Source organism: Sphingomonas sp. MMS12-HWE2-04, from assembly GCF_044881185.1.
Lineage (GTDB): Bacteria > Pseudomonadota > Alphaproteobacteria > Sphingomonadales > Sphingomonadaceae > Sphingomonas.
Window position 1 is genome coordinate 2,195,125 of record NZ_CP173254.1, and the last position, 23,666, is coordinate 2,218,790.

Consider the following 23,666-nt stretch of genomic DNA (forward strand, 5'->3'; position numbering starts at 1 on the left):
GGCGCTCGATAGCAGTTTAGCCGTTCAAGCTACCTAACGCACCGGCCGCAGCACCCGCGCGAGGACATAGGCGAACACCACCTGCCACGGCGTGTAGACCTTGAGCGGCTGGACCACGTCGCTCAGGAACGAATTGCCGTTCGCGCCGGTGGTCAGGTACATATAGAGGCAGAAGCTTCCTACTGCGCCGAGCAGCACCGTGCCGAACGCCTCGAAGGTTAGGCTCGAGCCCTTTCGCAGCAGCCCGAAGATCGCGCAGAGCAGCACGCAGCCACCGCCGCCCACCGCGCCGCCGACAAAGCCGCGCAGGAAGCCGACGTCGTCGCCATAGATGCCACTCACCGTCTTGAGCGCGACATAGTGCATCAGAGTGAAGCCGAGGAAGAAGACCAGCGCCTTGACGCCGAGCCGGTCATGCCGCTCGTGCCAGACGAAGGGCACACCGAACAGCGGCGTGATCCAGACCGCGCCATTGTCGATATGGAAGTAGAGCACCACGACGAACCCGATCACGTACAAGACGTGGCCAAGTAGCAGCCATTTGAAGGTCTCTAGGGCCGCGGGGTTGAGCGCCAGATCGAACGGCGAGTGATAGTCCCGCTCATTGTCGTCGAGAATGGCAACATCGGACATACGTCACCTCTCCATCCCGTATTTTATGGGAAAGAGGGTGCGCCTCGCCGCCGAGTTGGTCAATCGTCCGCAAAAAGAAAGCGGCCGGAAAGACGTCTTTCCGGCCGCTTGTGCGATGCTTTGGCAACAGGATCAGGCGGCGCTGCCGGCCTTTTCCTTCTTGGCATAGATGCGGACCGGGTCCTTGCGGCCTTCAACCACGTCCTTGTCGACCATCACTTCGTCGACGCCGTCCATGCTCGGCAAGTCAAACATCGTGTCGAGCAGGATCGCTTCGAGGATCGAGCGGAGGCCGCGGGCGCCGGTCTTGCGCTCGATCGCCTTTTTCGAAACCGCGACGAGCGCTTCGTCGTTGAAGCCGAGCTTGACGTTCTCCATGTCGAACAGCTTCTGATACTGCTTCACCAAAGCGTTCTTCGGCTCGGTGAGGATCTTGATCAACGCGTCGACATCGAGATCCTCGAGCGTCGCGATCACCGGCAGGCGGCCGACGAATTCGGGGATCAGGCCGAACTTGAGCAGATCCTCCGGCTCGGTCTGGCGCAGCAGCTCACCGGTGCGGCGCTCCTCGGGAGCGGCCACATAGGCGCCGAAACCGATCGACTTGCCCTGCAGGCGATCGCCGATGATCTTCTCGAGGCCCGAGAACGCGCCGCCGCAGATGAACAGGATGTTGGTCGTGTCGACCTGGAGGAACTCCTGCTGCGGATGCTTGCGCCCGCCCTGCGGCGGCACCGACGCGGTCGTGCCTTCCATCAGCTTGAGCAGCGCCTGCTGGACGCCCTCGCCCGAAACGTCGCGCGTGATCGAGGGGTTCTCGGCCTTGCGCGAAATCTTGTCGATCTCGTCGATATAGACGATCCCGCGCTGGGCCCGCTCGACATTATAGTCCGAGGCCTGGAGCAGCTTGAGGATGATGTTCTCCACGTCCTCGCCGACATAGCCGGCTTCGGTGAGCGTGGTGGCATCGGCCATGGTGAACGGCACGTCGAGGATGCGCGCCAGCGTCTGGGCGAGCAAGGTCTTGCCGCAGCCGGTCGGCCCGACGAGCAGGATGTTCGACTTGGCGAGTTCGACATCGGCACCCTTGGCGCCGTGGTTGAGCCGCTTGTAATGGTTGTGCACCGCGACCGAGAGCACGCGCTTGGCCTGCTTCTGGCCGATCACGTAATCGTCGAGCACGTCGCAGATTTCCTGCGGCGTGGGAACGCCACCGTCCTTCTTGCTGACGAGCGCTGACTTGGTCTCTTCGCGGATGATGTCGTTGCAGAGCTCGACACATTCATCGCAGATGAACACGGTCGGCCCGGCGATGAGCTTGCGGACCTCGTGCTGCGACTTGCCGCAGAACGAGCAGTAAAGCGTGCTCTTCGAGTCGCCGCCGCTGAGCTTTGTCATTCAATCCATCCTTTACGCGCCGGACGCGTAGCCACTACCCGCCATCCTACACGCGAGTTCCCGTCCGGCAATCCAAAATCGGCCCGCCTAGCGGTTCCGGCCGTCCGCGAGACCAGCCCGCGGACAGCTATAGTCCAAAAACTCTTAAGCAGCCGCGGTGTCGTCAGTCGGCTGCGGCCGCTTTTCATAGACTTCGTCGACTACGCCGAAGGCCTTGGCCTCGTCTGCCTCGAAGAAGCTGTCACGATCCATGACCTGCTCGATCCGCTCGATCGGCTGCCCGGTATATTTGGCATAGAGCGCATTCATCCGTGCGCGAATACGGAGAATCTCCTTAGCCTGGATCTCGATGTCCGAGGCCATGCCCTGCGCGCCGCCCGAGGGCTGGTGCAGCATGATGCGGGCATTAGTCAGCGCAACGCGCAGGCCCGGCTCGCCCGAGGCAAGCAGGAAGCTGCCCATCGACGCCGCCTGGCCGATGCAGACCGTGCCGACGCGCGGACGGATATATTGCATCGTGTCGTGGATCGCCATGCCGGCGGTGACGACACCGCCCGGCGAATTGATGTACATCCAGATGTCCTTCTTCGGGTTCTCGGACTCGAGGAAGAGCAGCTGTGCGGTGATCAGCGAGGCCATGTGATCCTCGACGCCGCCGGTGACGAACACGATCCGCTCGCGCAGCAGGCGCGAATAGATGTCGAAGCTGCGCTCGCCGCGGCTCGACTGCTCGATGACGATGGGAACGAGACCGCCGGTTACGGGGTCGATGGTCATCTGACCGGAAAGCGGATGCATGTGGGTTTGTCTCATTACTGGTTTTTGCCCGGCCCCCAACATCGGCGCTCGGTGGACGGGGCGCAAGGGGGCATCGCGGCGAACATCGCGGCGAACATAGTGAACCCCGGCCATTGAAGCCGGAACCCCACTTCCCCAGATCGTTACGATGACGACATCCACTGTGCTCGTAACTGGCGGATCCGGCTTTGTCGGCGGCCATGTTATCCTCCAGCTGCTCGGCCAGGGCCATCATGTGCGGACCACGGTGCGTAGCCTGACACGCGAAGCCGAAGTGCGGGCGACGCTCGAACGCGCCGGGGCCGATACGCGCAACCTGCGCTTCTTCGCCGCCGATCTCGAAAAGGACGAGGGCTGGGCCGAGGCAGCGGCAGGATGCGACTATGTTCAGCACGTCGCCTCGCCCTTCCCGCCCAGCCAGCCGCAGGACGAGCAGGAATTGATCCGTCCCGCTCGCGAAGGCACGCTGCGGGTGCTGCGCGCCGCGCGCGATGCTGGGGTCAAGCGCGTCGTCCTCACCTCGAGCTTCGCCGCGATCGGCTATGGCCATGGCCAGCGCGACACGCCCTATACCGAGGCGGACTGGACCGATGTGAACGGCCCTGCGGTCCAGCCCTATATGAAGTCCAAGACCCTCGCCGAGCGCGCGGCCTGGGATTTCGTGGGGTCGGAAGGCAAGGGTCTCGAACTCGCGGTGGTCAATCCGGTGGGCATTTTCGGCCCGGCGCTGAACGGCGATCTCTCGACTTCGGTCTGGCTGGTCAAGTCGATGCTCGAAGGCAAGATGCCCGGCCTGCCCGACCTGTGGTTCGGCGTGGTCGACGTGCGCGATGTCGCCAACCTCCAGATCAGTGCGATGACCGATCCGGCCGCCGCGAGTGAACGGTTCCTCGCCATCGCCGGCCCGGCCGTGTCGATCCCGCAAATGGCGGAGGTGCTGCGCAGCGCGCTGGGGCCCGCCGCCAAGAACGTCACGCGGCGCCGCGTGCCGAGTTGGGTGGTGCGTATCCTGGCGCTGTTCAATCCGATGGCGCGTGAGGCGGCGCCACGGTTGGGGATCAAGGCCAATGCGAGCAACGCCAAGGCGCGCGCGGTGCTCGGCTGGCAGCCGCGCTCGAACGACGAGGCGATCCGCGCGACGGGCCAGAGCCTGATCGATCTCGGACTGATTGGTTAACCCGGTATCGACGCTTCCCTTGCTAGCAGGGGGCATGGCACCGGCTGATTCGGCACGCGACGACAAGCGCTTCCTGCTGCTCATGCTGCTGGGCGGGCTGGCGCTTCGCCTGATCTGGCTGGTCCAGGTCAACGGGCCGATCGACGGCTTTTACGGTTCGGCCGAGGCAACCCATGTCGCGTTGGCATTCGCCCGCCATCGCAGCATCGCCGACGCCTATTTCGAAGGCTATGGCCCGACGGCGCACCTGTTGCCGGTGCTACCCGCGATTGCCGGCAGCATTCTGTGGCTGTTCGGCCCGGGCAGCAGCGCCGCCAACATCGCCTTGCTCGCCTGGTCCCTGCTTCAGGTCGGCGCCGCCTATCTGCTCCTGCGTCGCCTGTTCGAGCGGCTGGGCGCCGATCCGCTTGTGACGCGCTGGGGCATGGCGTTGCTCTGCCTCGCCCTTCCATTCGCGCCGCAGGAGACGATCGATTTCCGCTATTGGGAGGGCGCTGCCGCTCTGTGCCTTGCCGCCTGCAACCTGTTGTGGATCGCTGCCTTCGACGCCGGGCGCGCCTTCGATCGGCGCGCGATGCTGTGTGTCGCGGCGCTGTCGGCCATAACCTTCTTTGTCTGTCCGCCGGTCGGGCTCGCGGTCGATGGCTGCTGGGCGATCTTCGCATTGCGCCGGCTGCCGGTACGCCGCTGGCTGGCGTTCGGCGCGCTTTCGGCAGCGGCGCTGGCAGTGCTGCTCGTGCCCTGGGCGCTGCGCAACGAGCGCGCGCTCGGCACGCCGGTGATGCTGCGGAGCAATTTCGGGCTGGAGTTCGCGCTGGCCAACCATCCCGCCGCGGTTTCGGGCCGGGCCCCCGAATATGTCTTTGCCGATCGATTGCTGGAGATCCACCCGTACCAGAAGCTCGGCAAGGGCCAGGCCGCGCTGCGCGCCGCCGGCGGCGAGGTCGCCTATTCGCGCGAGCTGGGCCGCAAGACGTGGCTGTGGATCGCCGCGCACCCCGCGGACTTTGCCAGGCTATCGCTGCGACACCTGCGCGAATTCTTCTTCCCCGCCCCTGGCAGATGTATTTCACCGGCTGGGAGGGCATGCGCGACGCGCGCGCGCTCACGATGTCGATCGTAAACCTGCTCGGGCTGATCGGTCTCGCAGTCGGACTATATCAGCGGCGGCGCGGCTATTGGATGATCGCAGTCTATCTCGCCGCCGTCGCCCTGCCCTATGCGCTGCTCCAGCCGACGTCGCGCTACATCTATCTCGCTTATGGCTTCCTCGCCTTTCTGGCAGTCGAGGCGCTGGTGACCGGCGGCCGCTACGCTCTCGGCAGGTTCGGGCCCGGCACCGCCAGATAAGCGAGCCGGCGCATCTCGCGGCGCCCGCGCACCACGGTGTCGAGGATCAGCCCGGTGAACAGGTTGAGGAACGCCAGGATCATCAGCCCGGTCGCCAGGATCGCGGTCGGGAAACGCGGCACCAGTCCGGTGTACAGCCAGGTCACGACCAGCGGGATGCTCAGCCCGAAGGCGATCGCGGCGAACACCGTGGCGATCCAGCCGAAGAACAGCATCGGCCGCTCGATCCGGTAGAGCACGGCGATCGTCTTGAGGATGCGCCAGCCGTCGCGATAGGTACTGAGCTTCGATTCGGAGCCTTCGAGCCGCGCGAAATAGCGCGTCTCTGCTTCGCCCACCGGCATTTTGAGCTCGAGCGCGTGGACGCTGATCTCGGTCTCGATCTCGAACCCCGAAGACAGCACCGGAAAGCTCTTGACGAAACGGCGCGAGAAGACGCGGTAGCCCGAGAAGATATCGGTGAAGCTCCGCCCGAACAGTCGCGAGAGGATTCCGGTCATCAGCCGATTGCCCAGCACATGCCCGCGCCGATACGCCTCGGCCGCCTCGTGCACCCGGGTGCCGACGATCATGTCGAGCCCTTCCTCGGCGATGCGCGCCACCATCGCGCCCGCCGCGGCGGGATCATAGGTCGCGTCGCCATCGGCCATCACATAAATATCGGCGTCGATATCGGCGAACATCCGCCGCACGACGTTGCCTTTGCCCTGCATCCGTTCGGTGCGGACCACCGCGCCGGCTGCGCGAGCGACCTCCACCGTGCGGTCGCGGCTGTTATTGTCATAGACGTAGATCGTGGCGCCGGGCAGCGCGCCGCGAAACCCCGCAACGGTCTGCGCGATCGCGGCTTCTTCGTTGTAGCAGGGGAGAAGGACGGCAATGCGCGGCTCGGTCATGCAGCGTGCATAGAGCCGAAACGATACGAGTTCGATAATTTTGTCCTTTGACGTCGCGGCATGATCGCGGACACCCTGCGAGGGACAGAAATGGGGACAAGATGGGCGTGCGGGATTTGCGGTCGCTGATGCGGGTCGTCATCGTCATGGTGGTGCTCGACGCGCTGTCGACACCGGCGATACTGGTCTGCGCGCAGCTGTTTCCCGAGCATTTCACCACCACGATAGCGCCCGATGCCAGCGCGCTGGATGGCGCCGCGGTCTTGCTCAAGCTGGCGACGTACATCATTTTCGCGATCTGGATTTACCGCGCGGGCAAGAACCTGCTCGCCGCCGGATTCAGCGATCTCTCGTTCACCCCGGGAACGCGGATCGGCTGGTTCGCGGTGCCGATCGCCAATCTATTCAAGCCGTATCAGGGCATGCGCGAGCTGTGGAACGCCAGCCATGGCGAGACCGACTATTCGATCGGCAACAACCTGCTCGGAGCGTGGTGGGCATTGTGGCTGATCAACAATTTCCTCGCCTATTTCGTCGGCCTTGCCGCCGGAGAGGATGCCGGGACCGGGGCGCTGTGGTTCCAGTCGGCCGTCGATGCAGCTTCCGCCGTCACGGCGATCCTCGTGGTCCGCGGCATCACCGAGGCGCAGACCAAGCTGGGCACGACCGAACTGGCCGAAGTCTTCGCTTGAACTGAAAAGCAAAGGCCCGCCACTCCAGATGGAGCGGCGGGCCCGATTGCTTTTGAAAGACGGAAAGCCTCAGTCGGCCTTCTTCTTCGCGGGCGCCTTCTTGGCGGCGGGCTTCTTGGCCGGAGCCTCTTCTGCCTCGGCCGCCTCGGCCTTCTTCGCCGGCGCCTTCTTGGTCGCTGCCTTCTTCACCGGCTCTGCCTCGACCAACTCGTCGCCGGGGGCGGCGGGCTCGATATCGGCCTTTTCGACCTTCTTCGGCTTGGCGGCCTTCTTCGGTGCGTCCTCGCCTGCCTCGTCAGACTTCTTGTCGTCCAACTTCTTCGCAGCCTTCTTGGCGGCGCGCGGCTTGTGGTTGTCGTGATCGTGGCTGTGGGTGCCGGTGTCGAAGCCTTCGTCGCTTTCGATCGCGGCTTCGAGTTCTTCACGCGTCACTTCGCGATCGCTGATCTCGGCCTTGTCGAACAGATAGTCGACGACCTTGTCTTCGAACAGCGGCGCGCGCAGCTGGGCAGCCGCCATCGGCTCCTGCTGGACATATTGGATGAAGCGCTGGCGATCCTCGGGACCGTATTGCTGCGCAGCCTGCGCGATCAGGCGGTTCATTTCCTGCGCATTGACTTCGACGCCGTTGGCGGTGCCGATCTCGGAGAGCAGCAGGCCCAGGCGCACGCGGCGCTCGGCGATCTTAAAATAATCGTCGCGCTCGCCTTCGAGCTCGGCCAACGCCGCGGCCGGATCGGCCTCGTGCTCGGTCTCGTGGACGAGCTGGTGCCAGATCTGCTGGAACTCGGCTTCGACCATCGAGGGCGGCACCGGGAAGTCATGGCCGGCAGCGAGCTGGTCGAGCAGCTTGCGCTTCATATAGGTGCGAGTCAGGCCGTTGAGCTGCTGCTCGATCTGGCCCTTGAGCAGGCCCTTGAGCTGCTCGAGATCCTGCAGGCCGAGCGCCTTGGCGAAATCGTCGTCGATCTTGGTTTCGCCGGCGGTCTTCACCGCGGTGATCTTGAGATCGAAGGTCGCGGGCTTGCCGGCGAGATCCTTCGAGCCGTAATCCTCGGGGAAGGTGACGTTGATCTGCTTCTCGTCGCCGGTCTTCACGCCGACGAGCTGGTCTTCGAAGCCCGGGATCAGGCGACCCGTGCCGATCTCGACGGCCATGTCGGTGCCGGTGCCGCCTTCGAAGGCGACGCCGTCAGCGGTCTTGCCGACGAAGTCCATCGTCACCTGGTCGCCGGTCGCGGCTGCATGGCCCTCGGCGGCGTCGTCCCAGCCCTTCTGGTTGCTGGCGAGCTGATTGAGCTGGGTGTTCAGCTCGTCGTCGCTCACCGGCACGGTCAGGCGCTCGAGCTTGAGGCCTTCGATCGACGGGGCAGGAACGTCGGGGAGCACTTCGAGCTCGACCTTGATCTCGGCGTCGCTGCCGGGTGCATAGTCGCCCTCGAGGCTCACCGAAGGCTGCATCGCCGGGCGCAGCTTGTGGTCGGCGATCAGCTTTTGCACGCCTTCCTGGATCGAATTGTTGAGCGCGTCCTGCGCGATCGCCTCGCCATGCATCTTGCGCACGAGATTGGCGGGGACCTTGCCGGGGCGGAAGCCGGGCATTTTGATCTGCGGAGCGACGCGCTTCACTTCGGCATCGACCTTCTTGTCGATGTCTTTTGCAGTGATCTTCAGCGTGTAGGCGCGCTTCAGGCCCTCGTTCAACGTCTCGACAGTCTGCATTTCTTTCAGGCTTCCAAACTAGAAATGGGATCGCGGCGCCGGAACGCTGATCAAGAGCGGCGGTGCCTGGTGCGGGCGAAGGGACTCGAACCCCCACACCTTTCGATACCAGAACCTAAATCTGGCGCGTCTACCAGTTCCGCCACGCCCGCTTAGGGCACCGCCGGTCGGCGGGCTCTATAACAGGCATGGGTTCCGGAGCAAGCACGCGATTGCAATCGGCACTGAACACAACGCGCGCGCACGCGTTGGACAGGGAAAGGAGAGCTTCATGCCCGTCGAACCGCCAATCCCCGAATCCCCGACGCCGGACGCGCCGCAGCCCGAAGCGCCCGGCCAGCCGAGCCAGCCTGCCCCGGAAGTCTCGCCACCCGGTCCGGATATCGACGTGCCCGATCCGCAGCCGGGCAGCCTGCCCGATATCGCGCCAGGCCAGCCGGTCGCCTGACCCCCGACAGGAGCAGAAAATGAACGATATCGATCGCGACACGCAGAGCGATGACCCGCGCTCGGACATCCAGCAGGCAGTCGAGTCGCGCGCCGACGAGGCCAAAGCCTTCAAGGGCGACGGCAGTACTTCGGCGCAAGAGTCCACCGGCGTACTCGACGGGGTCGGCGGCACCGCCGGAGAAGTGAAGAACCAGGACAAGGCGCAGCAATAAGGACCAATCGACGGCGGCTTCGCGGCCGTGCTATCGGTCCCTCGTGAGGCCAAAACCACCTCACGAGGGACCGAATGACCGACACCCATTTCCTCAAGCTTCGCGTGCGCGACCGGATCAGCGACGAAGAGGAAGCCGCGCTGCGTGGCGTGCTGAGCGACACGATCGACATGCCCGCCGGCTACACCTTCGTCCATCGCGGCGAGGAGCTCGGCTATTCGACGCTGCTCACGCAAGGCCTGATGGCGCGGTACAAGGATTTGAGCGACGGCCAGCGCCAAATCACGCACATCCATGTTCCCGGCGATTTCGCCGACCTTCACAGCTTCACGCTCAAGCATCTCGACCACGCGGTGATGTCGCTCACCCCGTGCCGCATCGTCCGCGCACCGCACGAGCGGCTGCGTGTCGTCACCGAGACGATGCCGCATCTCACCCGGGTGCTGTGGTTTTCCACTACGCTCGATGCATGCATCCACCGCGAATGGGAAGTTTCGCTCGGCCGGCGCAACGCGCTCCAGCGCACCGCGCACCTGCTGTGCGAACTGCAGGTGCGGCTCGGCATTGTCGGCCTTGCGACTGCAGCCGGATATGCGCTGCCGATCACCCAGACGGTGCTCGCCGAATGCCTTGGCCTCACTTCGGTCCACGTCAATCGCGTGCTCAAGGAACTGCGCGAGGCCGGGCTGGTCGAGTTCCGCGGCGGCCAGGTCGACATCCACGACCTGCCGGGGCTCGAACGCGTTGCCGAGTTCGATCCGGCCTATCTGTACCTCGAACGCCGGGATCGGTGACGGGACGGCGTTGCCGACCCGCCACGCTATCTCACTTCGCCGCAGTCAGATCCACGATACGATCACGATCGTAACGCAGCACGCCCGGCATCTCCGGGATGCGCCCGAGTGCGAGCCCGAAATAGTTGGGGAGCTTGCCGATCGGATGATATTCGGCACGACGAATCTTCGCCTGCGCGAGCCGCGGGTCGAGTGTCATCTCCGCGGGCGCCGGCCCCAGGAAATTCGGGATTTCCAACAGCGCGGGCATCGACGAATTGCCTGCCGGGCGCTTGGCCGCCACCACCTTGTCGGTCAGGATCACGCCCATGTCGGCGATTTCGCCGGCACGTACCTCGAACCTGACGCTACCCATGCAGAAGCAGGTTCCCAGTGGCGCGGTGCCGTTGGCAAGCGCCATCGGTCCATAGACACGATATTCGCCCGGGGTAAGCTCCTGGAGATAGGTCGACGTGCCGCCCTTACCCTTGGCGAAGCGGTCGAGCGGCCCGATGCCGACCGCGGCAAGGAGCCCGAAAGGCGTGAATTCGAAATTCGCCTCGGTAGGCTCGACGGGCTTTTCGGGTAGCCGCGGGCGCGGAGCGCCGTTGGGGGTCTCGGCCAGGGCCTTCACCGCCCGCTCGTAGGATGCGCGCTTCTTGGCGTATTTCTCGCGCGCCTCGGCCAGCGCTTCGGCGCGCATTGCGGCGTAGGATGCCTGATCCGCCGCGGTCGGCACGCGCATCAGATACAAGGGCGAAGCCTGATCGGTGCGCAGCATGACATAGGCACGGTTAGGATCTAGCGTCACGGCGGGCTTGTCCTTCACAGCCTTGGTTTCGACGAAGGACGGATGCTTGTCGCCGGCCAGCGCCGGGGACGCCAGCGTCAGCGACGCCAGCACGGACAGGAGGATTTTGCTCACAGGCCGAGTGCCTTGTCTTGCGGCCTGGCCGACGATGCGACGAGTGCCTGCTGCTTCAGGAAGCGCGTGCGATCGTCGTCCTCGACGCTCGACAGGCCCTCTTCGAAATTGAACGCCGTCCACAGCTTCTTGGGCAGTCCATAGCGGTCATAGCCCTTGAAGTGCATGCAGGTCCGCATGTTGGCGCGTCGCAATCTGCGCTTTTCGCCGGATCCGAAGATCGCCGCGACCATGGCGTTCCCAATCGCGCCGCCAACCGCGCCGGCCATCGTGCCCGCATAGGGATACGGCGCCTGCGTGTAGCCGATCCCGCTCGACAACCCGCGTGCGTAGCCATCGCATTCGCGGACATCGGCATAGGCGGTCGCAAAGTCAGTGTCGGCACGGTAGAAATAGAAATATTTGTCGAAGTCGCCTGCCTCGCTACCGTCCGGCGTGTAGGCGAGTACGGGCATCTTGACCGCCGCCATTTCCGCCTCGCCCAACTCCGCGGCTCCGAACGGTGAAACGCTGTCTTCGAGATAGACCGCATTCGACGCTGCGGCAGTCTGTGCCTGCAGGGTCTGCGCGCCTTCCTGCGCATGCGCCGACGCAACTATGCACACAAAGCTAGCGACCGCCCCAAGGGCGGCCACGCTGGATAGTTTCATTATTCCCCCCTTGTCACAGTGGCGAATCACCGTGACGAGGCGAAGAATATTATTCGGCGCTGGCGAAACAATAGGGTAACGGTCCCGCGTTGGGATCAGTCCGATGGTGCCAGCCGTCGTGCAGTTACTATCTTCACCGGCGCCTCGGGCACTTCGCCCTTGAAGCTTCCTTGCAGGGTCTTGGTAGGCGACGTCGGCGCGTCGAAAATCTTGAGGAGGACTTCCATGCCCTCGGCCACCCGCGCGAACGCCGCATAGCCCAGATTGTCGCCCGGTTTGCTCGGATCGGCGTCGAACGAAGGCTGATCGCCCAGCATGATCGTGAACTCGCCGCGCGCCGTGCCGGGCGCCAGCCGTGGAACCGAGAGCGTGCCGTCGAGATGCTTGACACCGGTCTCGCTGGTCGGCTCGTGCTTGATCGGCGGAAGCATCTTGGTCGGCGCGTTCTGCACCCCGAATTGGACGAAGCCGAAATGGTCCGCGACCTTCACAGTGCGGTAGAAGACAATCCCGTCGAGCCGCTTCTGGTCGACATAGCGCAGGAAATTCTTCGCGGTGATCGGCGCCTTGTCGAGATACACCTCGACGACGATCCGCCCCGCGCTGGTCTCCAAAGCGACGCGCGGGTTCGGCGCCGGGGTCGGTGCGGTCTGCGCAGCGGCGGGCAGCGCCGCCGACCAGGCGAACAACGCGAAAATCAGTCGCCTAATCATCTGACGCCTCTCCTTCGTCATCGGCGTCCCTTGGCTTGGCCAGCCCGGCGCTCTCTGCATTGCGCGGCGTCGACATCGGGCAGACCTCCTGCTGGAGCGGATGGGATTGGCGTGGGACATGCGAACGCCCGCGACTTTGCCCCGCAGCAGCGATCCGCAGCCATGTTGACCGACTCTACCCCGCCAGCGCCTTCTTCAGCAGCTCGTTGACCACGGCCGGATTGGCCTTGCCCGCCATCGCCTTCATCGTCTGGCCGACGAAGAAGCCGAACAGGGCTTCCTTGCCGCCGCGATATTGTTCGAGCTGGCCCGGGTTCTTCGCCAGCACCTCGGCAATCACCGCGTCGATCGCGCCGGTGTCACTGGTCTGCTTGAGGCCGCGCTCCTCGACGATCTTGCCAGCCGGGTCGCCGGTTTCGAGCATGATCTCGAAGACCTGCTTGGCGAGCGGGCCCGACAACGTGCCGTCCGCGGCAAGCGCGAGCAGTTCGGCGCCCTGCTCCGGGCTGACCGGGCTGGTATCGAGATCCTTGCCCAGCCGGTTAAGCGCACCGAACAGGTCCGAGATCAGCCAGTTCGCCGCGGCACGCGCGACTTCCTGCTCGCCCTTCTTCTGGACGCGCGCACTCTCGGCGACCAACGCCTCGAACCAGCGCGCGGCATCGGCATCGGCAGTGAGCACGGCGGCATTATATGCGGTCAGACCCAGCTCGCTCTCATAGCGGCGGCGCTTGGCGTCGGGCAGCTCGGGCAGGCTCGCGCGGCAGGCTTCAAGGAAGGCGTCGTCGAGCTCGAGCGGAAGCAGGTCGGGATCGGGGAAGTAGCGATAGTCATGCGCGTCTTCCTTCGAGCGCATCGAGCGCGTCTCGCCGCGATCGGGATCGAACAGCCGAGTTTCCTGGACGATCTTGCCACCGCTTTCGAGCACTTCGACCTGGCGGCGCGCCTCGATCTCGACGGTCTGCATCACGAAGCGGACCGAATTGACGTTCTTGGTCTCGGTGCGCGTGCCGAACTCCTCGCCGGGCTTGCGCACCGACACATTGACGTCGGCGCGCATCGAGCCCTGGTCCATGTTGCCGTCGCACGAGCCGACATAGCGCAGGATCGAGCGCAGCTTGGCGAGATATGCGCCAGCCTCCGCAGGCGAGCGCATGTCGGGCTTCGACACGATCTCCATCAGCGCGACGCCGGCGCGGTTGAGATCGACATAGGAGCGCGACGGGTGCTGATCGTGCATCAGCTTGCCGGCATCCTGCTCGACATGGATGCGCTCGATGCCGATCGTCTTGACGTTGGCCTCGGGATCCTTGTCGTCCAGGCTGATCTCGATCTGCCCCTCGCCCACCAGCGGGTGGAAGAGCTGGCTGATCTGATAGCCCTGCGGCAGATCGGCATAGAAATAATTCTTGCGATCGAAGCGCGACCATTTGTTGATCACCGCGCCGATCGCCATGCCGGTGCGCACCGCTTGGCGGATGCACTCCTTGTTGGGCGTCGGCAGCATGCCCGGCATCGCCGCGTCGATCAGGCTCACCTGGCTGTTCGGCTCCGCGCCGAACGCCGTGGCCGCGCCCGAAAAGAGCTTGGCGTTGGAAGTGACCTGCGCATGCACTTCGAGGCCGATCACGACCTCCCATTCGCCGGTTTCGCCCTGGATGCGGTAGGTGGATTCAGTCATTGAAATAGTCCGCGCTGACATGAGCATGGCCCCAGAAGACTTCGAAAGGGTCGCCTTTCTCGCCTACACTGACCGTGACGCTTGTCCGGCCGGGTTCATGATAAGGATTTTCGATCTTCATCAATCGGATCGGCAAGCCGTTCAGATGATGGCCATGCTCGGTTATTCGGCCCGAGAAGCCCCTAATTCGGAACGGCTCGTCGTTTGTCCATTGTTCGACTTCGGCGTGAAAAGGCGGAGGAAGAAAGGACCGTTCCCGCCGCTCGTCCGAAGGGCTGACGACATAAACCCAACCCATGAAATGATGACCGAGCTCAGGTATGAGCTCCATTCTGATCACCACCATTGCTCCGGCCGCGCCGTGAACCCGGCACGCTGCTCGATCGCAAGGCCGGCACCCAACACGCCCTGCTCGTCGAGGGGACGCCCGATGATCTGCAGCCCGAGCGGCAGCCCGCCCGCGTCGAGGCCACCCGGCACGCTCATCGCCGGCAGGCCGGCAAGGCTCGAGGGCACGGTGAAGACGTCGTTGAGGTACATCGCCAGCGGATCGGCCGACTTCTCGCCCAGCGCGAACGCCGCGCTCGGCGCCGTCGGGGTCAGCAGCAGGTCGCAGACCGTGAAGGCGTTCTCGAAATCGCGCGCGATCAGGCTGCGCACCTTCGATGCCTGGGTGAAATAGGCATCGTAGAAGCCCGCCGACAACACATAGGTGCCGATCAGGATGCGGCGCTTCACTTCGTCGCCGAAGCCCGCCGCACGCGTCGCCGCGTACATGTCCTGCAGGTTCTGCCCCTCGGCCAGCTCGCGCAGGCCATAGCGCACGCCGTCATAGCGGGCGAGGTTCGACGAAGCCTCGGCCGGCGCGATAATGTAATAGGCCGGCAGCGCGTATTTGGTGTGCGGCAGGCTGACCTCGACGATCTCGGCGCCGGCGTCCTTCACCCATTCGATGCCGCGGTCCCACAGCTTGATGATCTCCTCGGGCGAACCGTCGAGGCGATATTCCTTGGGGATGCCGATCTTCTTGCCGCGCAGGTCGCCCGAAAGCGCCTCTTCCCAGTTCGGCACCGGCAGGTTGAGCGAAGTCGCGTCCTTCGGATCGAAGCCCGCCATGTTCTCGAGCAGGATCGCGCAGTCCTTGACGTCGCGCGCCATCGGCCCGGCCTGGTCGAGGCTCGAGGCGAAGGCGACCACGCCGTAGCGCGAACAGCGGCCATAGGTCGGCTTGATGCCGCTGATGCCGGTGAACGCCGCGGGCTGGCGGATCGAGCCGCCAGTGTCGGTGCCCGTGGCACCCGGCACCAGCCGCGCCGCGATCGCCGCGCTGCTGCCGCCCGACGAGCCACCCGGCGCCAGCGGCGCATTGTCGCCGCCGCCGCGCCGCCAGGGCGAGATCACATTGCCGAAATACGACGTCTCGTTGGACGATCCCATCGCGAACTGATCGAGGTTGAGCTTGCCGAGCATGCCTGCGCCGGCATCCCACAGGCGCTGCGACACGGTCAATTCATAGACCGGCTTGAAGCCTTCGAGCATGTGGCTGGCAGCGGTGGTCTGCACGCCCTTGGTGGCGAACAGATCCTTCATGCCGATCGGCACGCCGGCAAGCGGCTTTAGCGGGTCGCCCGCCGCCCGCGCCGCATCGGCGGCGTCCGCCGCGGCGAGCGCGTGTTCCGGCGTCTCCACGATAAACGCATTGAGCGCCTTTGCGCCGCTGACCGCGGCATTGAACGCTTCAGCGACTTCGCGCGCGGAGAAGATGCCCGCGCGGACGCCGTCTCTCAGCTGCGCAATGCCCAGATCGGTGATCTCGCTCATTATTCGACCACCTTCGGCACGGTGAAGAAGCCGTGCTCGCCCTGCGGCGCGTTCTGGAGGATCGCGTCGCGCTGGTTGCCCTCGGTCACCACGTCCTCGCGCAGGCGCAATACATTTGGAATGACGGCGGTCATCGGATCGACCTTCGAGGTATCGACCTCGCCCAATTGCTCGATCCAGCCGAGGATGTTGTTGAGCTCTGGCGCAAGGCGCTCGGCATCGGCATCGCTGATCGCGATCCGGGCGAGGCTGGCCACCTTCTTCACGGTTGCTGTGTCTACGGACATGGCTGCGCGCCTAGCAGCCGGGCCCCCGCTTCTTCAAGCTATTCGAACGGTTCGCCCACCGGAATCCCGCCAACATAGGTCTGGCGCCGCGGCACGGTGCGGATTTCGACCTTACCGGCGCTGTAGCCCGAGACCACCGCCTCGAGGTCTTGCGGGGCAAGCACCCGCGCCTCGCTCATCGCTGCCCATTTGCCGTCGGCGAACCTGTAGCGATCGCCACTGCGACACCCATAGAGGATCGCCGGCGGTGGTAGCTTGGGGTTCGCGGAGGCAGGCCCCGGCGCCGGTTTGGGCGCCTCGAAGCAATCGTCCTTGAATATCAATGCTTCGGCCGCGCTGATCAGCAGCACGGTGCATTTCTGCCTGCTGGCACAGTGATAACTCTCGGCGATCATGTCCCGCAGTCCGTCGGGCAATGCGCTGCCTTGGGGCAGGACGCGCGTATGCGCGGCGGTTTCCACGCGGCGCTGCGCCTGCTTGCTGGTGTCCTTGACGTCCCAGCGTTTCTCCGCCTTGGCGACTTCATTAGCGCGCGCCCTGATCGTCGCATTGGCCGACGCCTGCAGCTTCCTGAGCGCAGCCCTTCCCGGCGCGCCGAAATCAAACGCCAGCGCGCGCCAGTCGAATTGCTCGGGCGTCACCTTGCCCGATTGCAGCCGGGCGATCTGGTCGCGCGTGGAGATCGCATTGAAGCTGACGAGCGGAGTTGCCAGCACCAGCGCCACGCCGCACACCGCGAACGCCAGGATCAGGTTGGTCGGTCGCACCTGGGCCGCCCAGCCGTGCCGACCGCGGACCAGCGCGAGCAGATAGCCCGCTGCCCACAGGCAGGCGATCGCGACGAAAACCGCAGCCCAGAGTCGCTCCGGCGTGAAGCCATATTGGCCGATGCGCAGCCCGGTCGCGATTGCGGCGAGCCCGGCCAGCGGCAGCATCACCACGGCCAGCGCCATCGCGCCATAGCGCAGCGGCGGCGAGCGCCGTTCCTGCCCGGGCGCGTTGCCGATCACTGCGTTGGCGAGGATCAGCGCACCGACCACGCAGCACAGGAGGATCGGCGTGGTCGACTTGGTCGCCTCCCACAGCGCGTTCAGCCCCGTGAAGGGCAACGCCAGCACGAACAGCACCAGCCCAATGGCGAGCGCCGGCGCGAGCACCGCCAGCACCATCGCGACGACGCGCTGGAGCAGCCGCACCACGAAGTCATGCTCGCGCAGCAGCCCTAGCGCCGTACCGAAGCCAAGCCCGATCAGCGCGCGCCAACACCATTCCTTCTCGAGCAGGTGCCGCAGGAAATCGAGCTTGATCAGATCGAACAGCATCGCGAGCAGCCAGGCCAGCGCGAAGACGATCGCGACGAACACCCAGCACGCCGCGAACAGCACGACGTTGGTCCAGGCGTGATCGTGCACCGTTTTGTAGGGGAAGCGCCGGGCCCCCTCGTCGCGCGCGGCCTGGAACAGCGGCGCCGCGATCGCCACGGCGAGCAACAGGCTTACCATCCGCCAGCCTTCGCCGGCGCTCCAGTCGTCGGGCGTGCCGTTCCACGCGACGACGAGCGCGCCTACCAGCGCGAGCGCCAGCGAAAATGCCAGCGACGCCCACCACAGCCGCCGCTCGATCGTGAAGCCGGTCAGCCCTGCGGCGAGCGTCGCCGCCGTCACCAATGCGGCCTGTATCGTCGAGAGCTGGCTGAAGCCCGCGCCGAGGATCAGATGCACGACAAGGCCCGCAGCCAGCCCGATTCCGCCCAGGATCAGGGGCCGCGCCGTCCATTCCGCCCCCGGCGTCTGCCCTGCCGTCGCCAACCCCACGTCCATCGCCCGTCCCCCTGGCTCGACCATCCCTTGGCGGTAGCGTCGCGTCAACGCGGTTGCATCCTCAGCGAGCGTGGGCCACCAACCCCGATTACAACGGCGCCCGTTTTGCGCCGCATGATGGAGTGAGGCTTGGCCAGGAAGTTCCTCTATGTCTTCGCTGTCCTGATCGTGCTCGCGCTCGCTGCCGCCTTTGCCTATCGCTTTTATGGCATCCAGCTGATGCGCCAGTTCATGGTGCCTTCGGGCAATGTCGCCACGCTGCCGCCGCCCGATGCCCGGGCCTATGCACGCGCCGACATGTGGATCGCGCGGCCCGACAAGCCGGGCAATCCCGCGCTGTGGACGCCGGCGGGGTACGAGCCCGCAGCAAAGCCCGAAGCCGCAGTGTTCTTCCTTCACCCGACGTCATTTCTCGACACCAAGACCTGGAATGCACCGCTCGACAATGCCGACGCCAATGCCCGCGCCGCGCTGTTCCTGCGTGGCCAAGCAAGCGCGTTCAATTCGGTCGGGGCGATCTGGGCGCCGCGCTATCGCCAGGCGACCTTCGGCGCATTCCTCACCAGCAAGGTGCAGGCGCAGCAGGCGCTTGACTTCGCCTATCGCGACGTGGTCGCCGCGTTCGACCAGTTCGTGGCGCAGGCAGGCGACCGGCCGATCATCCTGGCCGGGCACAGCCAAGGTGCGCTCCACCTCTCAAGGCTGCTCGTCGATCGGATCGCGGGCACCCCGCTCGCCGACCGCGTAGTCGCCGCCTATGTCGTCGGCTGGCCGATCTCGGCGACCGCCGATCTGCCCAAGATGGGCCTGCCCGCCTGCACCCGCCCCGACGAAGCAGGCTGCATCCTCTCCTGGCAGAGCTTTGCCGAGCCGGCCGACCCGGCGCTGATCGTCGATACCTTCGACGCGACGACAGGCTTCACCGGCAAGCCGCGCGCGGGCACGGCAATGGTCTGCACCAATCCGATCACCGGCAAGCCCGACAATTCGGCGCCGGCGCAGGCCAATCTCGGCACGCTGATTCCGGAGGCCAACTTCCAGTCGGCGGCGCTCGCGATCGGGCGCGTCGGCGCGCGCTGCACCGGGCGCGGCATCCTGTCGATCGGTGCCTCCCCACCCGATTTCGGGCAATATGTGCTGCCCGGAAACAACTATCACGTGTTCGACTACAGCCTGTTCTGGGCCAATGTACGCCGCGATGCCGAGCGCAGGCTGGCGGCGTTCGACCAGCGCCGCTAAGGCCGCGCGGTGATCACCACCGTCCCCGCCGATTTTCGCGCCGCGCTCCCCGCAGGCGGCCGCCTGATCGGGCTCGACGTCGGCACCAAGACGATCGGCACCGCGCTTTGCGACGCCGGGTGGAGCTTCGCGAGCCCGGCGCAGCTCGTCCGGCGCAGCAAGTTCACCAAGGACAAGGCCGCGCTGGTCGAGATCATCGCCAGGCAACAGGTGAAGGGCATCGTCACCGGCCTGCCGCTCAACCTCGATGGCACCGACAGCCCCCGCACCCAATCGACCCGAGCCTTCGCCCGCAATTGCGACGACATGGGCCTGCCGATCCTGCTGTGGGACGAGCGCTGGTCGACCGTCGCCGTCGAGCGCACGCTGATCGAACAGGATTTCAGCCGCGCCCGCCGCGCCGAGATGATCGACAATATGGCGGCCGCCCACATCCTCCAGGCCGCGATCGACGCACTGGTAAACGCCTGACGCGCGCCCTTGCCTCCCCGCGCGTCGCGGTTTAGGCCGCAGCTTTAATGCAACCCTCCGATCACAGTCCCGCGGCGCAGCTTCCTGGCCGCGCCGCCTTCCCGCACCGGCACCTGACCGGCATCGCCGGGCTCCAGCCGCACGAGATCGTCTTCCTGCTCGACGAAGCCGAGCAATGGGTCGAGGCGAACCGCAGTCGCGCGAAGAGCGACAAGAGGCTGGAGGGGCTCACCCAGATCAATGCCTTCTTCGAGAATTCGACGCGGACGCTGCTGTCGTTCGAGATCGCGGGCAAGCGGCTGGGCGCCGACGTGGTCAACATGCACGCTGCGCAAAGCTCGGTGAAGAAAGGCGAGACGCTGATCGACACCGCCGTGACGCTCAACGCGATGCGCGCTGACGTGATCGTCATCCGCCATATGAGCTCAGGCGCGGTCGACCTGATCGCACAGAAGGTGGATTGCCCGGTGCTCAACGCCGGTGACGGCTGGCACGAGCATCCCACCCAGGCGCTGCTCGACGCGCTGACCATCCGGCGCCGCCGCGGCCGCGTTGCCGGGCAGCGCGTGGTGATTTGCGGCGACATCCTCCACAGCCGCGTCGCTCGCTCGAACATGTTGGCATTGACCGCGCTTGCCGCCGAGGTCCGCGTTGTCGCGCCCTCGACGCTGATGCCGCCGGCGATCGAGCGGATGTTCGTCACGCCCTTCACCGATTTCGACGAGGCGCTCGAAGGCGCCGACGTGGTGATGATGCTGCGCGTCCAGAACGAGCGGATGGCCGGGGGCTACATCCCCTCCACCCGCGAATTCCACTTGCGCTACGGCCTTACCCCCGAGCGCCTCGCCCGCGCCAAGCCCGACGCACTGGTGATGCATCCCGGCCCGATGAATCGCGGCGTCGAGATCGAATCCTCGGTCGCAGACCATCCCGAGCGCAGCGCGATTACCGAGCAGGTGGAGATGGGAGTCGCCGTGCGCATGGCCTGTCTCGACGTGCTGACTCGCGCCGAGCGCGGCGTGGAGGGCTGGGCATGAAGACCATTTTTCTGAACGCGCAGCTCGTCTGCCCCGCAGGCGGCGTCACCACCGGCGACTTGCTGATCGACGGCGAGACGATCGCCGCCATCGGCAGCTTCGAAACCCCCGCGGACGCCACGCAGATCGACCTCAAGGGCAAGACGCTTGCGCCTGCGCTGATCGATCTCGGCGTGTTTGCGGTCGACCGCAAGGCGTGCCGCGCCGGCGGCATCGCCCGCGTCGGGCTGATGCCAGATCAATCGCCCGTGCTGGACGATCCCGGCATCGTCCGGCGCGCCGCGCTTTCCGGCAAGCCTGCACTCTGGGTCCACCCGCTCGCCGCCGCGACGCGGGGCCTGCTTGGCGAGGATCTCGGCGAGATGGCACTCAACGCCTCGGCCGGTGCTCGCGCTGTCGCCACCGGGCGACGCTGGATCCCTTCCTCGGGAACGATGCGCAAGGTCTTAGCCTATGCCAACGATCTCGACCTCGTCGTTGTCGTCCATGCCGAGGATGGCGGACTTGCCGACGGCGCCGTCGCGACCGAGGGCGAAACCGCGACTCGGATGGGCCTGCCCGCTGCACCGGCGATGGCCGAGGCGCTCGCGATCGCGCGCGATCTGATGCTCGCCGAGGAAACCGGCGCGCGTATCCATTTCCGCCAGGTCACGACCGCCGCGGGATTCGACCTGATCCGCGCAGCCAAGCGCCGCGGCGTGCGCGTCACTTGCGGGATAACCCCCGCCCACCTGCTGCTCTCGGACATCGCGACCAGCGACTTCCGCACCTTCGCCCGCCTCTCGCCTCCCTTGCGGAGCGAGGACGACCGCCAGGCCGCGCGCGCCGCTGTCCGCGACGGCACCGTCGACGTCATCGCTTCGGGCCATGATCCGCGGGGCCCCGAGGCCAAGCGCCTCCCCTTCACCGATGCAGAGCCCGGCATGTCGGGCGCCGGCACGCTGCTGGCGCTGTCGCTCGGGCTGGTCCGCGATGAACTACTGCCGATCGAGCGGCTGTTCGGGCTGCTCGCAGCGAACCCCGCCAGGATTCTCGGGCTTGACACCGGCACGCTCGCGCCAGGCAAGCCCGCCGATCTCGTCGTGCTCGATCCCGAGGCGCCTTGGGTGATCAATTCGACCCGCATGGCGGCACGCGCCGGCAACACCCCATTCGATCGCCTGCCCGTGCAGGGCAAGGTGATCGAACTGTTTAAGGGCGGCACGCCGGTCCGTTAGGCGACTGCCAGCCGTCGGCGCTGCCCCAGCCAACGCGCTGCGGCGGGACGAACGATCAGCGCAATCATGTCGATTAATGCGTGCATTACCATCGGGCGGAGCAGCGAGCCGCTGCGCAGATAGACCAGCGTGATAAATGCGCCGACCACTGCGGTGCCCAGGACGCCCTTCCAGCCCTGATAAGCGTGCATCAGCCCGAAGATGACGAGCGAGCCGGCCAGCGCCACGCCGATCGAACCGGTGACATCCAGGATCAGCAGCGGCAGCGCGAGCCGGAAGAACAGCTCCTCGGAAAAGCCGGCGTTGATGCACAGCGGCAGCGCGGCCCAGCCCTCGCGGGCGTTGCGGGTCATCAGCGGCTCGATATCGCCGACCACCGGCGTCGCCAACTTGCGCACCCGCAAATACTGGATCAGCATCAGCGCAGCCAAACCGAATACTGCGCCGCCCATCATGCCGCCAACCTTGTCCGCCGATATCGACTCGCGCGATTGCGGATCTGCCAGTTGCGACGCCAGCGCCTGGAATTCGTGCGGCAGCCCGAACACCGCGCCTGTGCGTCCGAGCAGCACCAACGTCACCAGCGCTCCACCTGCCAGCACGACGAAGCTATGCAGCGTCCAGCGCCAATAATAGCCCTGCCGCACCGCGCTCGTCTCGGCTGCCTTGAACCGCGCATATTGGCGCTGGTCATAGCGTACCCAGGCAAACAGCCCCGCAAGCACCGCCACCAGCCATATCGTCGTCATCGTTCATCCTTTCATTTTCCAACATGGAAACTGATAGTCTCTTTCCGATTCGTCAAGTGACAGTTTTGGGGGCGTCATGTCGGCGCGATCAAAAAGGCTTAAGCCGTTCGTGTGCCGACGTCCTCCTGTTGACAGATTGGAAAGCCAAGCTAACTTTCCGCCATGGAAGACGACGCACCGATGGCGCCCGACGAAGCGCTTGCCCTTGCAGCTGCAACACGCGGCAGACTCGCGGCTCGCGCCCGAACTCCAGCTTGGTATGCGCCAGGCTATGGTATCGGGTGCGGTGCGATGATCGCGAGCCTGGCGCTGCCGGGTGGCTGGGTGATCCTTGGCACGGTAGTATCGCTGCTATGGGTGCTCGGCCTCTACGCGATTTGGCGGAGGCAATCGGGGCTGTCGGTCAGCGGCTATCGCGCCGGTGCGACGCTGCCGGTCACGCTGGCGCTGCTCGTCGCGTTTACGATTGCGGTTATCGTCGCGGTGACCTTGCGCGAGCGCACGCCGTGGGCGCCAGTCGCGTGCGGGGTCGTCCTGGGCGTCGTCGCGGCGATCGCCAGCGCGACATGGGACCGGATCTGGCGCCGCGAAATGGCAAAGCTGTGAGCAGCGCCGCCGAGCTCGATCCGGTGATCCACGCGCCGCTGCGACTCCAGGTCTGCGCGTTGCTCTCGGCCACCGACGAAGCCGAATTCGCTCTGGTCCGCGAGGAGACCGGGGTCAGCAATTCGGTGCTGTCGAAGCATGTGAAGCAGCTTGAAGAGGCCGGTTATGTCCGCGTCCGCAAGGCAACGCTCGCGTCGCGCCAGCGCACCTGGCTGTCGCTCACCAAGGCCGGCGCGCGCGCCTTCCAGGCGCATGTCCGCGCGCTTACGGAGCTTGCGGCATCGACCTTCAAGGCGCCCGAGTAGCAGAAAGGCCGGAGCGTCGCCGCCCCGGCCTCCCCTCCCCGTAA

General features: G+C 65.6%; 27 protein-coding genes and 1 tRNA gene. 13 read left to right on the plus strand and 15 right to left on the minus strand.

Going from position 1 to position 23,666, the window contains the following annotated elements; all coding sequences use genetic code 11:
* Positions 1 to 33: 33 nt before the first annotated feature.
* The 3 genes from AB2M62_RS10070 to AB2M62_RS10080 all read right to left on the minus strand — a co-directional run bounded on the left by AB2M62_RS10070 (position 34) and on the right by AB2M62_RS10080 (position 2,829).
* Positions 34 to 633, minus strand: a complete 600-nt coding sequence (locus AB2M62_RS10070) for a hypothetical protein (protein ID WP_404333406.1) — start codon at positions 631 to 633, stop codon at positions 34 to 36.
* 132 nt (positions 634 to 765) lie between these two features.
* A complete protein-coding gene (gene clpX, locus AB2M62_RS10075) occupies positions 766 to 2,031 on the minus strand; it encodes an ATP-dependent Clp protease ATP-binding subunit ClpX (RefSeq protein ID WP_404333407.1) in 1,266 nt (421 codons plus the stop codon).
* Between the two features lie 144 nt (positions 2,032 to 2,175).
* Complete coding sequence (locus tag AB2M62_RS10080) at positions 2,176 to 2,829, minus strand: ATP-dependent Clp protease proteolytic subunit (protein WP_404333408.1); 654 nt, start codon at positions 2,827 to 2,829, stop codon at positions 2,176 to 2,178.
* A gap of 148 nt (positions 2,830 to 2,977) precedes the next feature.
* Here AB2M62_RS10080 and AB2M62_RS10085 point away from each other — a divergent pair, with 148 nt between their 5' ends.
* From AB2M62_RS10085 to AB2M62_RS10095, 3 genes are read left to right on the plus strand one after another with little or no spacing between them, the layout of a single operon-like run.
* On the plus strand, positions 2,978 to 4,006 hold the full coding sequence (locus AB2M62_RS10085; protein ID WP_404333409.1) for an SDR family oxidoreductase: 1,029 nt from the start codon (positions 2,978 to 2,980) through the stop codon (positions 4,004 to 4,006).
* Between the two features lie 34 nt (positions 4,007 to 4,040).
* On the plus strand, positions 4,041 to 5,129 hold the full coding sequence (locus tag AB2M62_RS10090; protein WP_404333410.1) for a hypothetical protein: 1,089 nt from the start codon (positions 4,041 to 4,043) through the stop codon (positions 5,127 to 5,129).
* Positions 5,093 to 5,356, plus strand: coding sequence for a hypothetical protein (locus AB2M62_RS10095; RefSeq protein WP_404333411.1), 264 nt, complete (start codon positions 5,093 to 5,095; stop codon positions 5,354 to 5,356). The genes AB2M62_RS10090 and AB2M62_RS10095 overlap by 37 nt, the downstream gene beginning before the upstream one ends.
* Here the strand turns inward: AB2M62_RS10095 and AB2M62_RS10100 are convergent.
* Positions 5,317 to 6,252, minus strand: coding sequence for a glycosyltransferase family 2 protein (locus AB2M62_RS10100; RefSeq protein ID WP_404333412.1), 936 nt, complete (start codon positions 6,250 to 6,252; stop codon positions 5,317 to 5,319). The genes AB2M62_RS10095 and AB2M62_RS10100 overlap by 40 nt on opposite strands.
* A gap of 101 nt (positions 6,253 to 6,353) precedes the next feature.
* On the opposite strand from AB2M62_RS10100, the gene AB2M62_RS10105 reads away from it, so the two are divergent.
* Positions 6,354 to 6,944, plus strand: coding sequence for a DUF4328 domain-containing protein (locus AB2M62_RS10105; RefSeq protein WP_404333413.1), 591 nt, complete (start codon positions 6,354 to 6,356; stop codon positions 6,942 to 6,944).
* Positions 6,945 to 7,013: 69 nt separating this feature from the next.
* Here AB2M62_RS10105 and tig read toward each other — a convergent pair whose 3' ends face one another.
* Positions 7,014 to 8,666, minus strand: coding sequence for a trigger factor (tig, locus tag AB2M62_RS10110; protein WP_404333414.1), 1,653 nt, complete (start codon positions 8,664 to 8,666; stop codon positions 7,014 to 7,016).
* Between the two features lie 67 nt (positions 8,667 to 8,733).
* A tRNA-Leu gene (locus tag AB2M62_RS10115) sits at positions 8,734 to 8,818 on the minus strand.
* 119 nt (positions 8,819 to 8,937) lie between these two features.
* On the opposite strand from AB2M62_RS10115, the gene AB2M62_RS10120 reads away from it, so the two are divergent.
* The 3 genes from AB2M62_RS10120 (at position 8,938) to AB2M62_RS10130 (ending at position 10,122) form a co-directional block, all read left to right on the plus strand.
* Positions 8,938 to 9,114 carry a hypothetical protein gene (locus AB2M62_RS10120; RefSeq protein WP_404333415.1) on the plus strand — a complete coding sequence of 59 codons (177 nt, stop codon included), beginning with the start codon at positions 8,938 to 8,940 and terminating at the stop codon, positions 9,112 to 9,114.
* 19 nt (positions 9,115 to 9,133) lie between these two features.
* The gene (locus AB2M62_RS10125) at positions 9,134 to 9,328 is read left to right on the plus strand and encodes a hypothetical protein (RefSeq protein WP_404333416.1); all 195 of its coding nucleotides are present in this window, start codon (positions 9,134 to 9,136) and stop codon (positions 9,326 to 9,328) included.
* Between the two features lie 74 nt (positions 9,329 to 9,402).
* Positions 9,403 to 10,122 (plus strand): Crp/Fnr family transcriptional regulator, encoded by a 720-nt coding sequence (locus tag AB2M62_RS10130; protein WP_404333417.1) that lies wholly within the window; start codon positions 9,403 to 9,405, stop codon positions 10,120 to 10,122.
* Positions 10,123 to 10,153: 31 nt separating this feature from the next.
* Here AB2M62_RS10130 and AB2M62_RS10135 read toward each other — a convergent pair whose 3' ends face one another.
* The 8 genes from AB2M62_RS10135 to AB2M62_RS10170 form a co-directional block, all read right to left on the minus strand.
* Positions 10,154 to 11,026, minus strand: coding sequence for a hypothetical protein (locus AB2M62_RS10135; protein ID WP_404333418.1), 873 nt, complete (start codon positions 11,024 to 11,026; stop codon positions 10,154 to 10,156).
* Positions 11,023 to 11,676, minus strand: a complete 654-nt coding sequence (locus AB2M62_RS10140) for a hypothetical protein (RefSeq protein ID WP_404333419.1) — start codon at positions 11,674 to 11,676, stop codon at positions 11,023 to 11,025. Before AB2M62_RS10140 ends, AB2M62_RS10135 begins: the two co-directional genes overlap by 4 nt.
* A gap of 95 nt (positions 11,677 to 11,771) precedes the next feature.
* On the minus strand, positions 11,772 to 12,389 hold the full coding sequence (locus AB2M62_RS10145; RefSeq protein ID WP_404333420.1) for a peptidylprolyl isomerase: 618 nt from the start codon (positions 12,387 to 12,389) through the stop codon (positions 11,772 to 11,774).
* A gap of 175 nt (positions 12,390 to 12,564) precedes the next feature.
* The gene (gene gatB / locus AB2M62_RS10150; RefSeq protein ID WP_404333421.1) at positions 12,565 to 14,070 is read right to left on the minus strand and encodes an Asp-tRNA(Asn)/Glu-tRNA(Gln) amidotransferase subunit GatB; all 1,506 of its coding nucleotides are present in this window, start codon (positions 14,068 to 14,070) and stop codon (positions 12,565 to 12,567) included.
* Positions 14,063 to 14,401, minus strand: coding sequence for a hypothetical protein (locus tag AB2M62_RS10155; RefSeq protein ID WP_404333422.1), 339 nt, complete (start codon positions 14,399 to 14,401; stop codon positions 14,063 to 14,065). Before AB2M62_RS10155 ends, gatB begins: the two co-directional genes overlap by 8 nt.
* A 5-nt stretch (positions 14,402 to 14,406) precedes the next feature.
* Positions 14,407 to 15,891: an Asp-tRNA(Asn)/Glu-tRNA(Gln) amidotransferase subunit GatA gene (gene gatA / locus AB2M62_RS10160; RefSeq protein WP_404333423.1), complete on the minus strand. Its 1,485-nt coding sequence runs from the start codon at positions 15,889 to 15,891 to the stop codon at positions 14,407 to 14,409.
* Complete coding sequence (gatC, locus tag AB2M62_RS10165) at positions 15,891 to 16,178, minus strand: Asp-tRNA(Asn)/Glu-tRNA(Gln) amidotransferase subunit GatC (protein WP_404333424.1); 288 nt, start codon at positions 16,176 to 16,178, stop codon at positions 15,891 to 15,893. Before gatC ends, gatA begins: the two co-directional genes overlap by 1 nt.
* A 38-nt stretch (positions 16,179 to 16,216) precedes the next feature.
* Complete coding sequence (locus AB2M62_RS10170; protein WP_404333425.1) at positions 16,217 to 17,998, minus strand: DUF4153 domain-containing protein; 1,782 nt, start codon at positions 17,996 to 17,998, stop codon at positions 16,217 to 16,219.
* Between the two features lie 129 nt (positions 17,999 to 18,127).
* On the opposite strand from AB2M62_RS10170, the gene AB2M62_RS10175 reads away from it, so the two are divergent.
* The 4 genes from AB2M62_RS10175 to AB2M62_RS10190 are packed head-to-tail and all read left to right on the plus strand — an operon-like array spanning position 18,128 to position 21,962.
* A complete protein-coding gene (locus AB2M62_RS10175; RefSeq protein WP_404333426.1) occupies positions 18,128 to 19,237 on the plus strand; it encodes a DUF3089 domain-containing protein in 1,110 nt (369 codons plus the stop codon).
* 9 nt (positions 19,238 to 19,246) lie between these two features.
* Complete coding sequence (gene ruvX, locus AB2M62_RS10180; protein WP_404333427.1) at positions 19,247 to 19,708, plus strand: Holliday junction resolvase RuvX; 462 nt, start codon at positions 19,247 to 19,249, stop codon at positions 19,706 to 19,708.
* 47 nt (positions 19,709 to 19,755) lie between these two features.
* The gene (locus AB2M62_RS10185; RefSeq protein WP_404333428.1) at positions 19,756 to 20,745 is read left to right on the plus strand and encodes an aspartate carbamoyltransferase catalytic subunit; all 990 of its coding nucleotides are present in this window, start codon (positions 19,756 to 19,758) and stop codon (positions 20,743 to 20,745) included.
* Positions 20,742 to 21,962, plus strand: coding sequence for a dihydroorotase (locus tag AB2M62_RS10190; RefSeq protein WP_404333429.1), 1,221 nt, complete (start codon positions 20,742 to 20,744; stop codon positions 21,960 to 21,962). Before AB2M62_RS10185 ends, AB2M62_RS10190 begins: the two co-directional genes overlap by 4 nt.
* On the opposite strand, the gene AB2M62_RS10195 is transcribed toward AB2M62_RS10190, so the two are convergent.
* The gene (locus tag AB2M62_RS10195) at positions 21,959 to 22,711 is read right to left on the minus strand and encodes a CPBP family intramembrane glutamic endopeptidase (RefSeq protein ID WP_404333430.1); all 753 of its coding nucleotides are present in this window, start codon (positions 22,709 to 22,711) and stop codon (positions 21,959 to 21,961) included. The genes AB2M62_RS10190 and AB2M62_RS10195 overlap by 4 nt on opposite strands.
* Positions 22,712 to 23,002: 291 nt before the next feature.
* Between AB2M62_RS10195 and AB2M62_RS10200 the strand changes: the two genes are divergently transcribed.
* Together AB2M62_RS10200 and AB2M62_RS10205 are read left to right on the plus strand one after the other, a co-directional pair.
* Positions 23,003 to 23,317 carry a hypothetical protein gene (locus AB2M62_RS10200; RefSeq protein WP_404333432.1) on the plus strand — a complete coding sequence of 105 codons (315 nt, stop codon included), beginning with the start codon at positions 23,003 to 23,005 and terminating at the stop codon, positions 23,315 to 23,317.
* Complete coding sequence (locus AB2M62_RS10205; RefSeq protein ID WP_404333434.1) at positions 23,314 to 23,622, plus strand: transcriptional regulator; 309 nt, start codon at positions 23,314 to 23,316, stop codon at positions 23,620 to 23,622. Before AB2M62_RS10200 ends, AB2M62_RS10205 begins: the two co-directional genes overlap by 4 nt.
* Positions 23,623 to 23,666 lie beyond the last annotated feature (44 nt).

Bases quoted from the DNA above. Each gene is read 5' to 3' on its own strand.
- AB2M62_RS10145 (WP_404333420.1), bottom strand. From the start codon at position 12,389: ATGATTAGGCGACTGATTTTCGCGTTGTTCGCCTGGTCGGCGGCGCTG.
- gatC (WP_404333424.1), bottom strand. From the start codon at position 16,178: ATGTCCGTAGACACAGCAACCGTGAAGAAGGTGGCCAGCCTCGCCCGG.
- clpX (WP_404333407.1), bottom strand. From the start codon at position 2,031: ATGACAAAGCTCAGCGGCGGCGACTCGAAGAGCACGCTTTACTGCTCG.
- AB2M62_RS10200 (WP_404333432.1), top strand. From the start codon at position 23,003: ATGATCGCGAGCCTGGCGCTGCCGGGTGGCTGGGTGATCCTTGGCACG.
- AB2M62_RS10100 (WP_404333412.1), bottom strand. From the start codon at position 6,252: ATGACCGAGCCGCGCATTGCCGTCCTTCTCCCCTGCTACAACGAAGAA.
- AB2M62_RS10190 (WP_404333429.1), top strand. From the start codon at position 20,742: ATGAAGACCATTTTTCTGAACGCGCAGCTCGTCTGCCCCGCAGGCGGC.
- AB2M62_RS10185 (WP_404333428.1), top strand. From the start codon at position 19,756: ATGCAACCCTCCGATCACAGTCCCGCGGCGCAGCTTCCTGGCCGCGCC.
- AB2M62_RS10130 (WP_404333417.1), top strand. From the start codon at position 9,403: ATGACCGACACCCATTTCCTCAAGCTTCGCGTGCGCGACCGGATCAGC.
- AB2M62_RS10095 (WP_404333411.1), top strand. From the start codon at position 5,093: ATGCGCGACGCGCGCGCGCTCACGATGTCGATCGTAAACCTGCTCGGG.
- AB2M62_RS10090 (WP_404333410.1), top strand. From the start codon at position 4,041: ATGGCACCGGCTGATTCGGCACGCGACGACAAGCGCTTCCTGCTGCTC.
- AB2M62_RS10125 (WP_404333416.1), top strand. From the start codon at position 9,134: ATGAACGATATCGATCGCGACACGCAGAGCGATGACCCGCGCTCGGAC.
- AB2M62_RS10080 (WP_404333408.1), bottom strand. From the start codon at position 2,829: ATGCATCCGCTTTCCGGTCAGATGACCATCGACCCCGTAACCGGCGGT.
- AB2M62_RS10195 (WP_404333430.1), bottom strand. From the start codon at position 22,711: ATGACGACGATATGGCTGGTGGCGGTGCTTGCGGGGCTGTTTGCCTGG.
- AB2M62_RS10120 (WP_404333415.1), top strand. From the start codon at position 8,938: ATGCCCGTCGAACCGCCAATCCCCGAATCCCCGACGCCGGACGCGCCG.
- AB2M62_RS10085 (WP_404333409.1), top strand. From the start codon at position 2,978: ATGACGACATCCACTGTGCTCGTAACTGGCGGATCCGGCTTTGTCGGC.
- AB2M62_RS10105 (WP_404333413.1), top strand. From the start codon at position 6,354: ATGGGCGTGCGGGATTTGCGGTCGCTGATGCGGGTCGTCATCGTCATG.
- AB2M62_RS10070 (WP_404333406.1), bottom strand. From the start codon at position 633: ATGTCCGATGTTGCCATTCTCGACGACAATGAGCGGGACTATCACTCG.
- AB2M62_RS10170 (WP_404333425.1), bottom strand. From the start codon at position 17,998: ATGGACGTGGGGTTGGCGACGGCAGGGCAGACGCCGGGGGCGGAATGG.
- AB2M62_RS10155 (WP_404333422.1), bottom strand. From the start codon at position 14,401: ATGGAGCTCATACCTGAGCTCGGTCATCATTTCATGGGTTGGGTTTAT.
- gatB (WP_404333421.1), bottom strand. From the start codon at position 14,070: ATGACTGAATCCACCTACCGCATCCAGGGCGAAACCGGCGAATGGGAG.
- gatA (WP_404333423.1), bottom strand. From the start codon at position 15,891: ATGAGCGAGATCACCGATCTGGGCATTGCGCAGCTGAGAGACGGCGTC.
- AB2M62_RS10140 (WP_404333419.1), bottom strand. From the start codon at position 11,676: ATGAAACTATCCAGCGTGGCCGCCCTTGGGGCGGTCGCTAGCTTTGTG.
- tig (WP_404333414.1), bottom strand. From the start codon at position 8,666: ATGCAGACTGTCGAGACGTTGAACGAGGGCCTGAAGCGCGCCTACACG.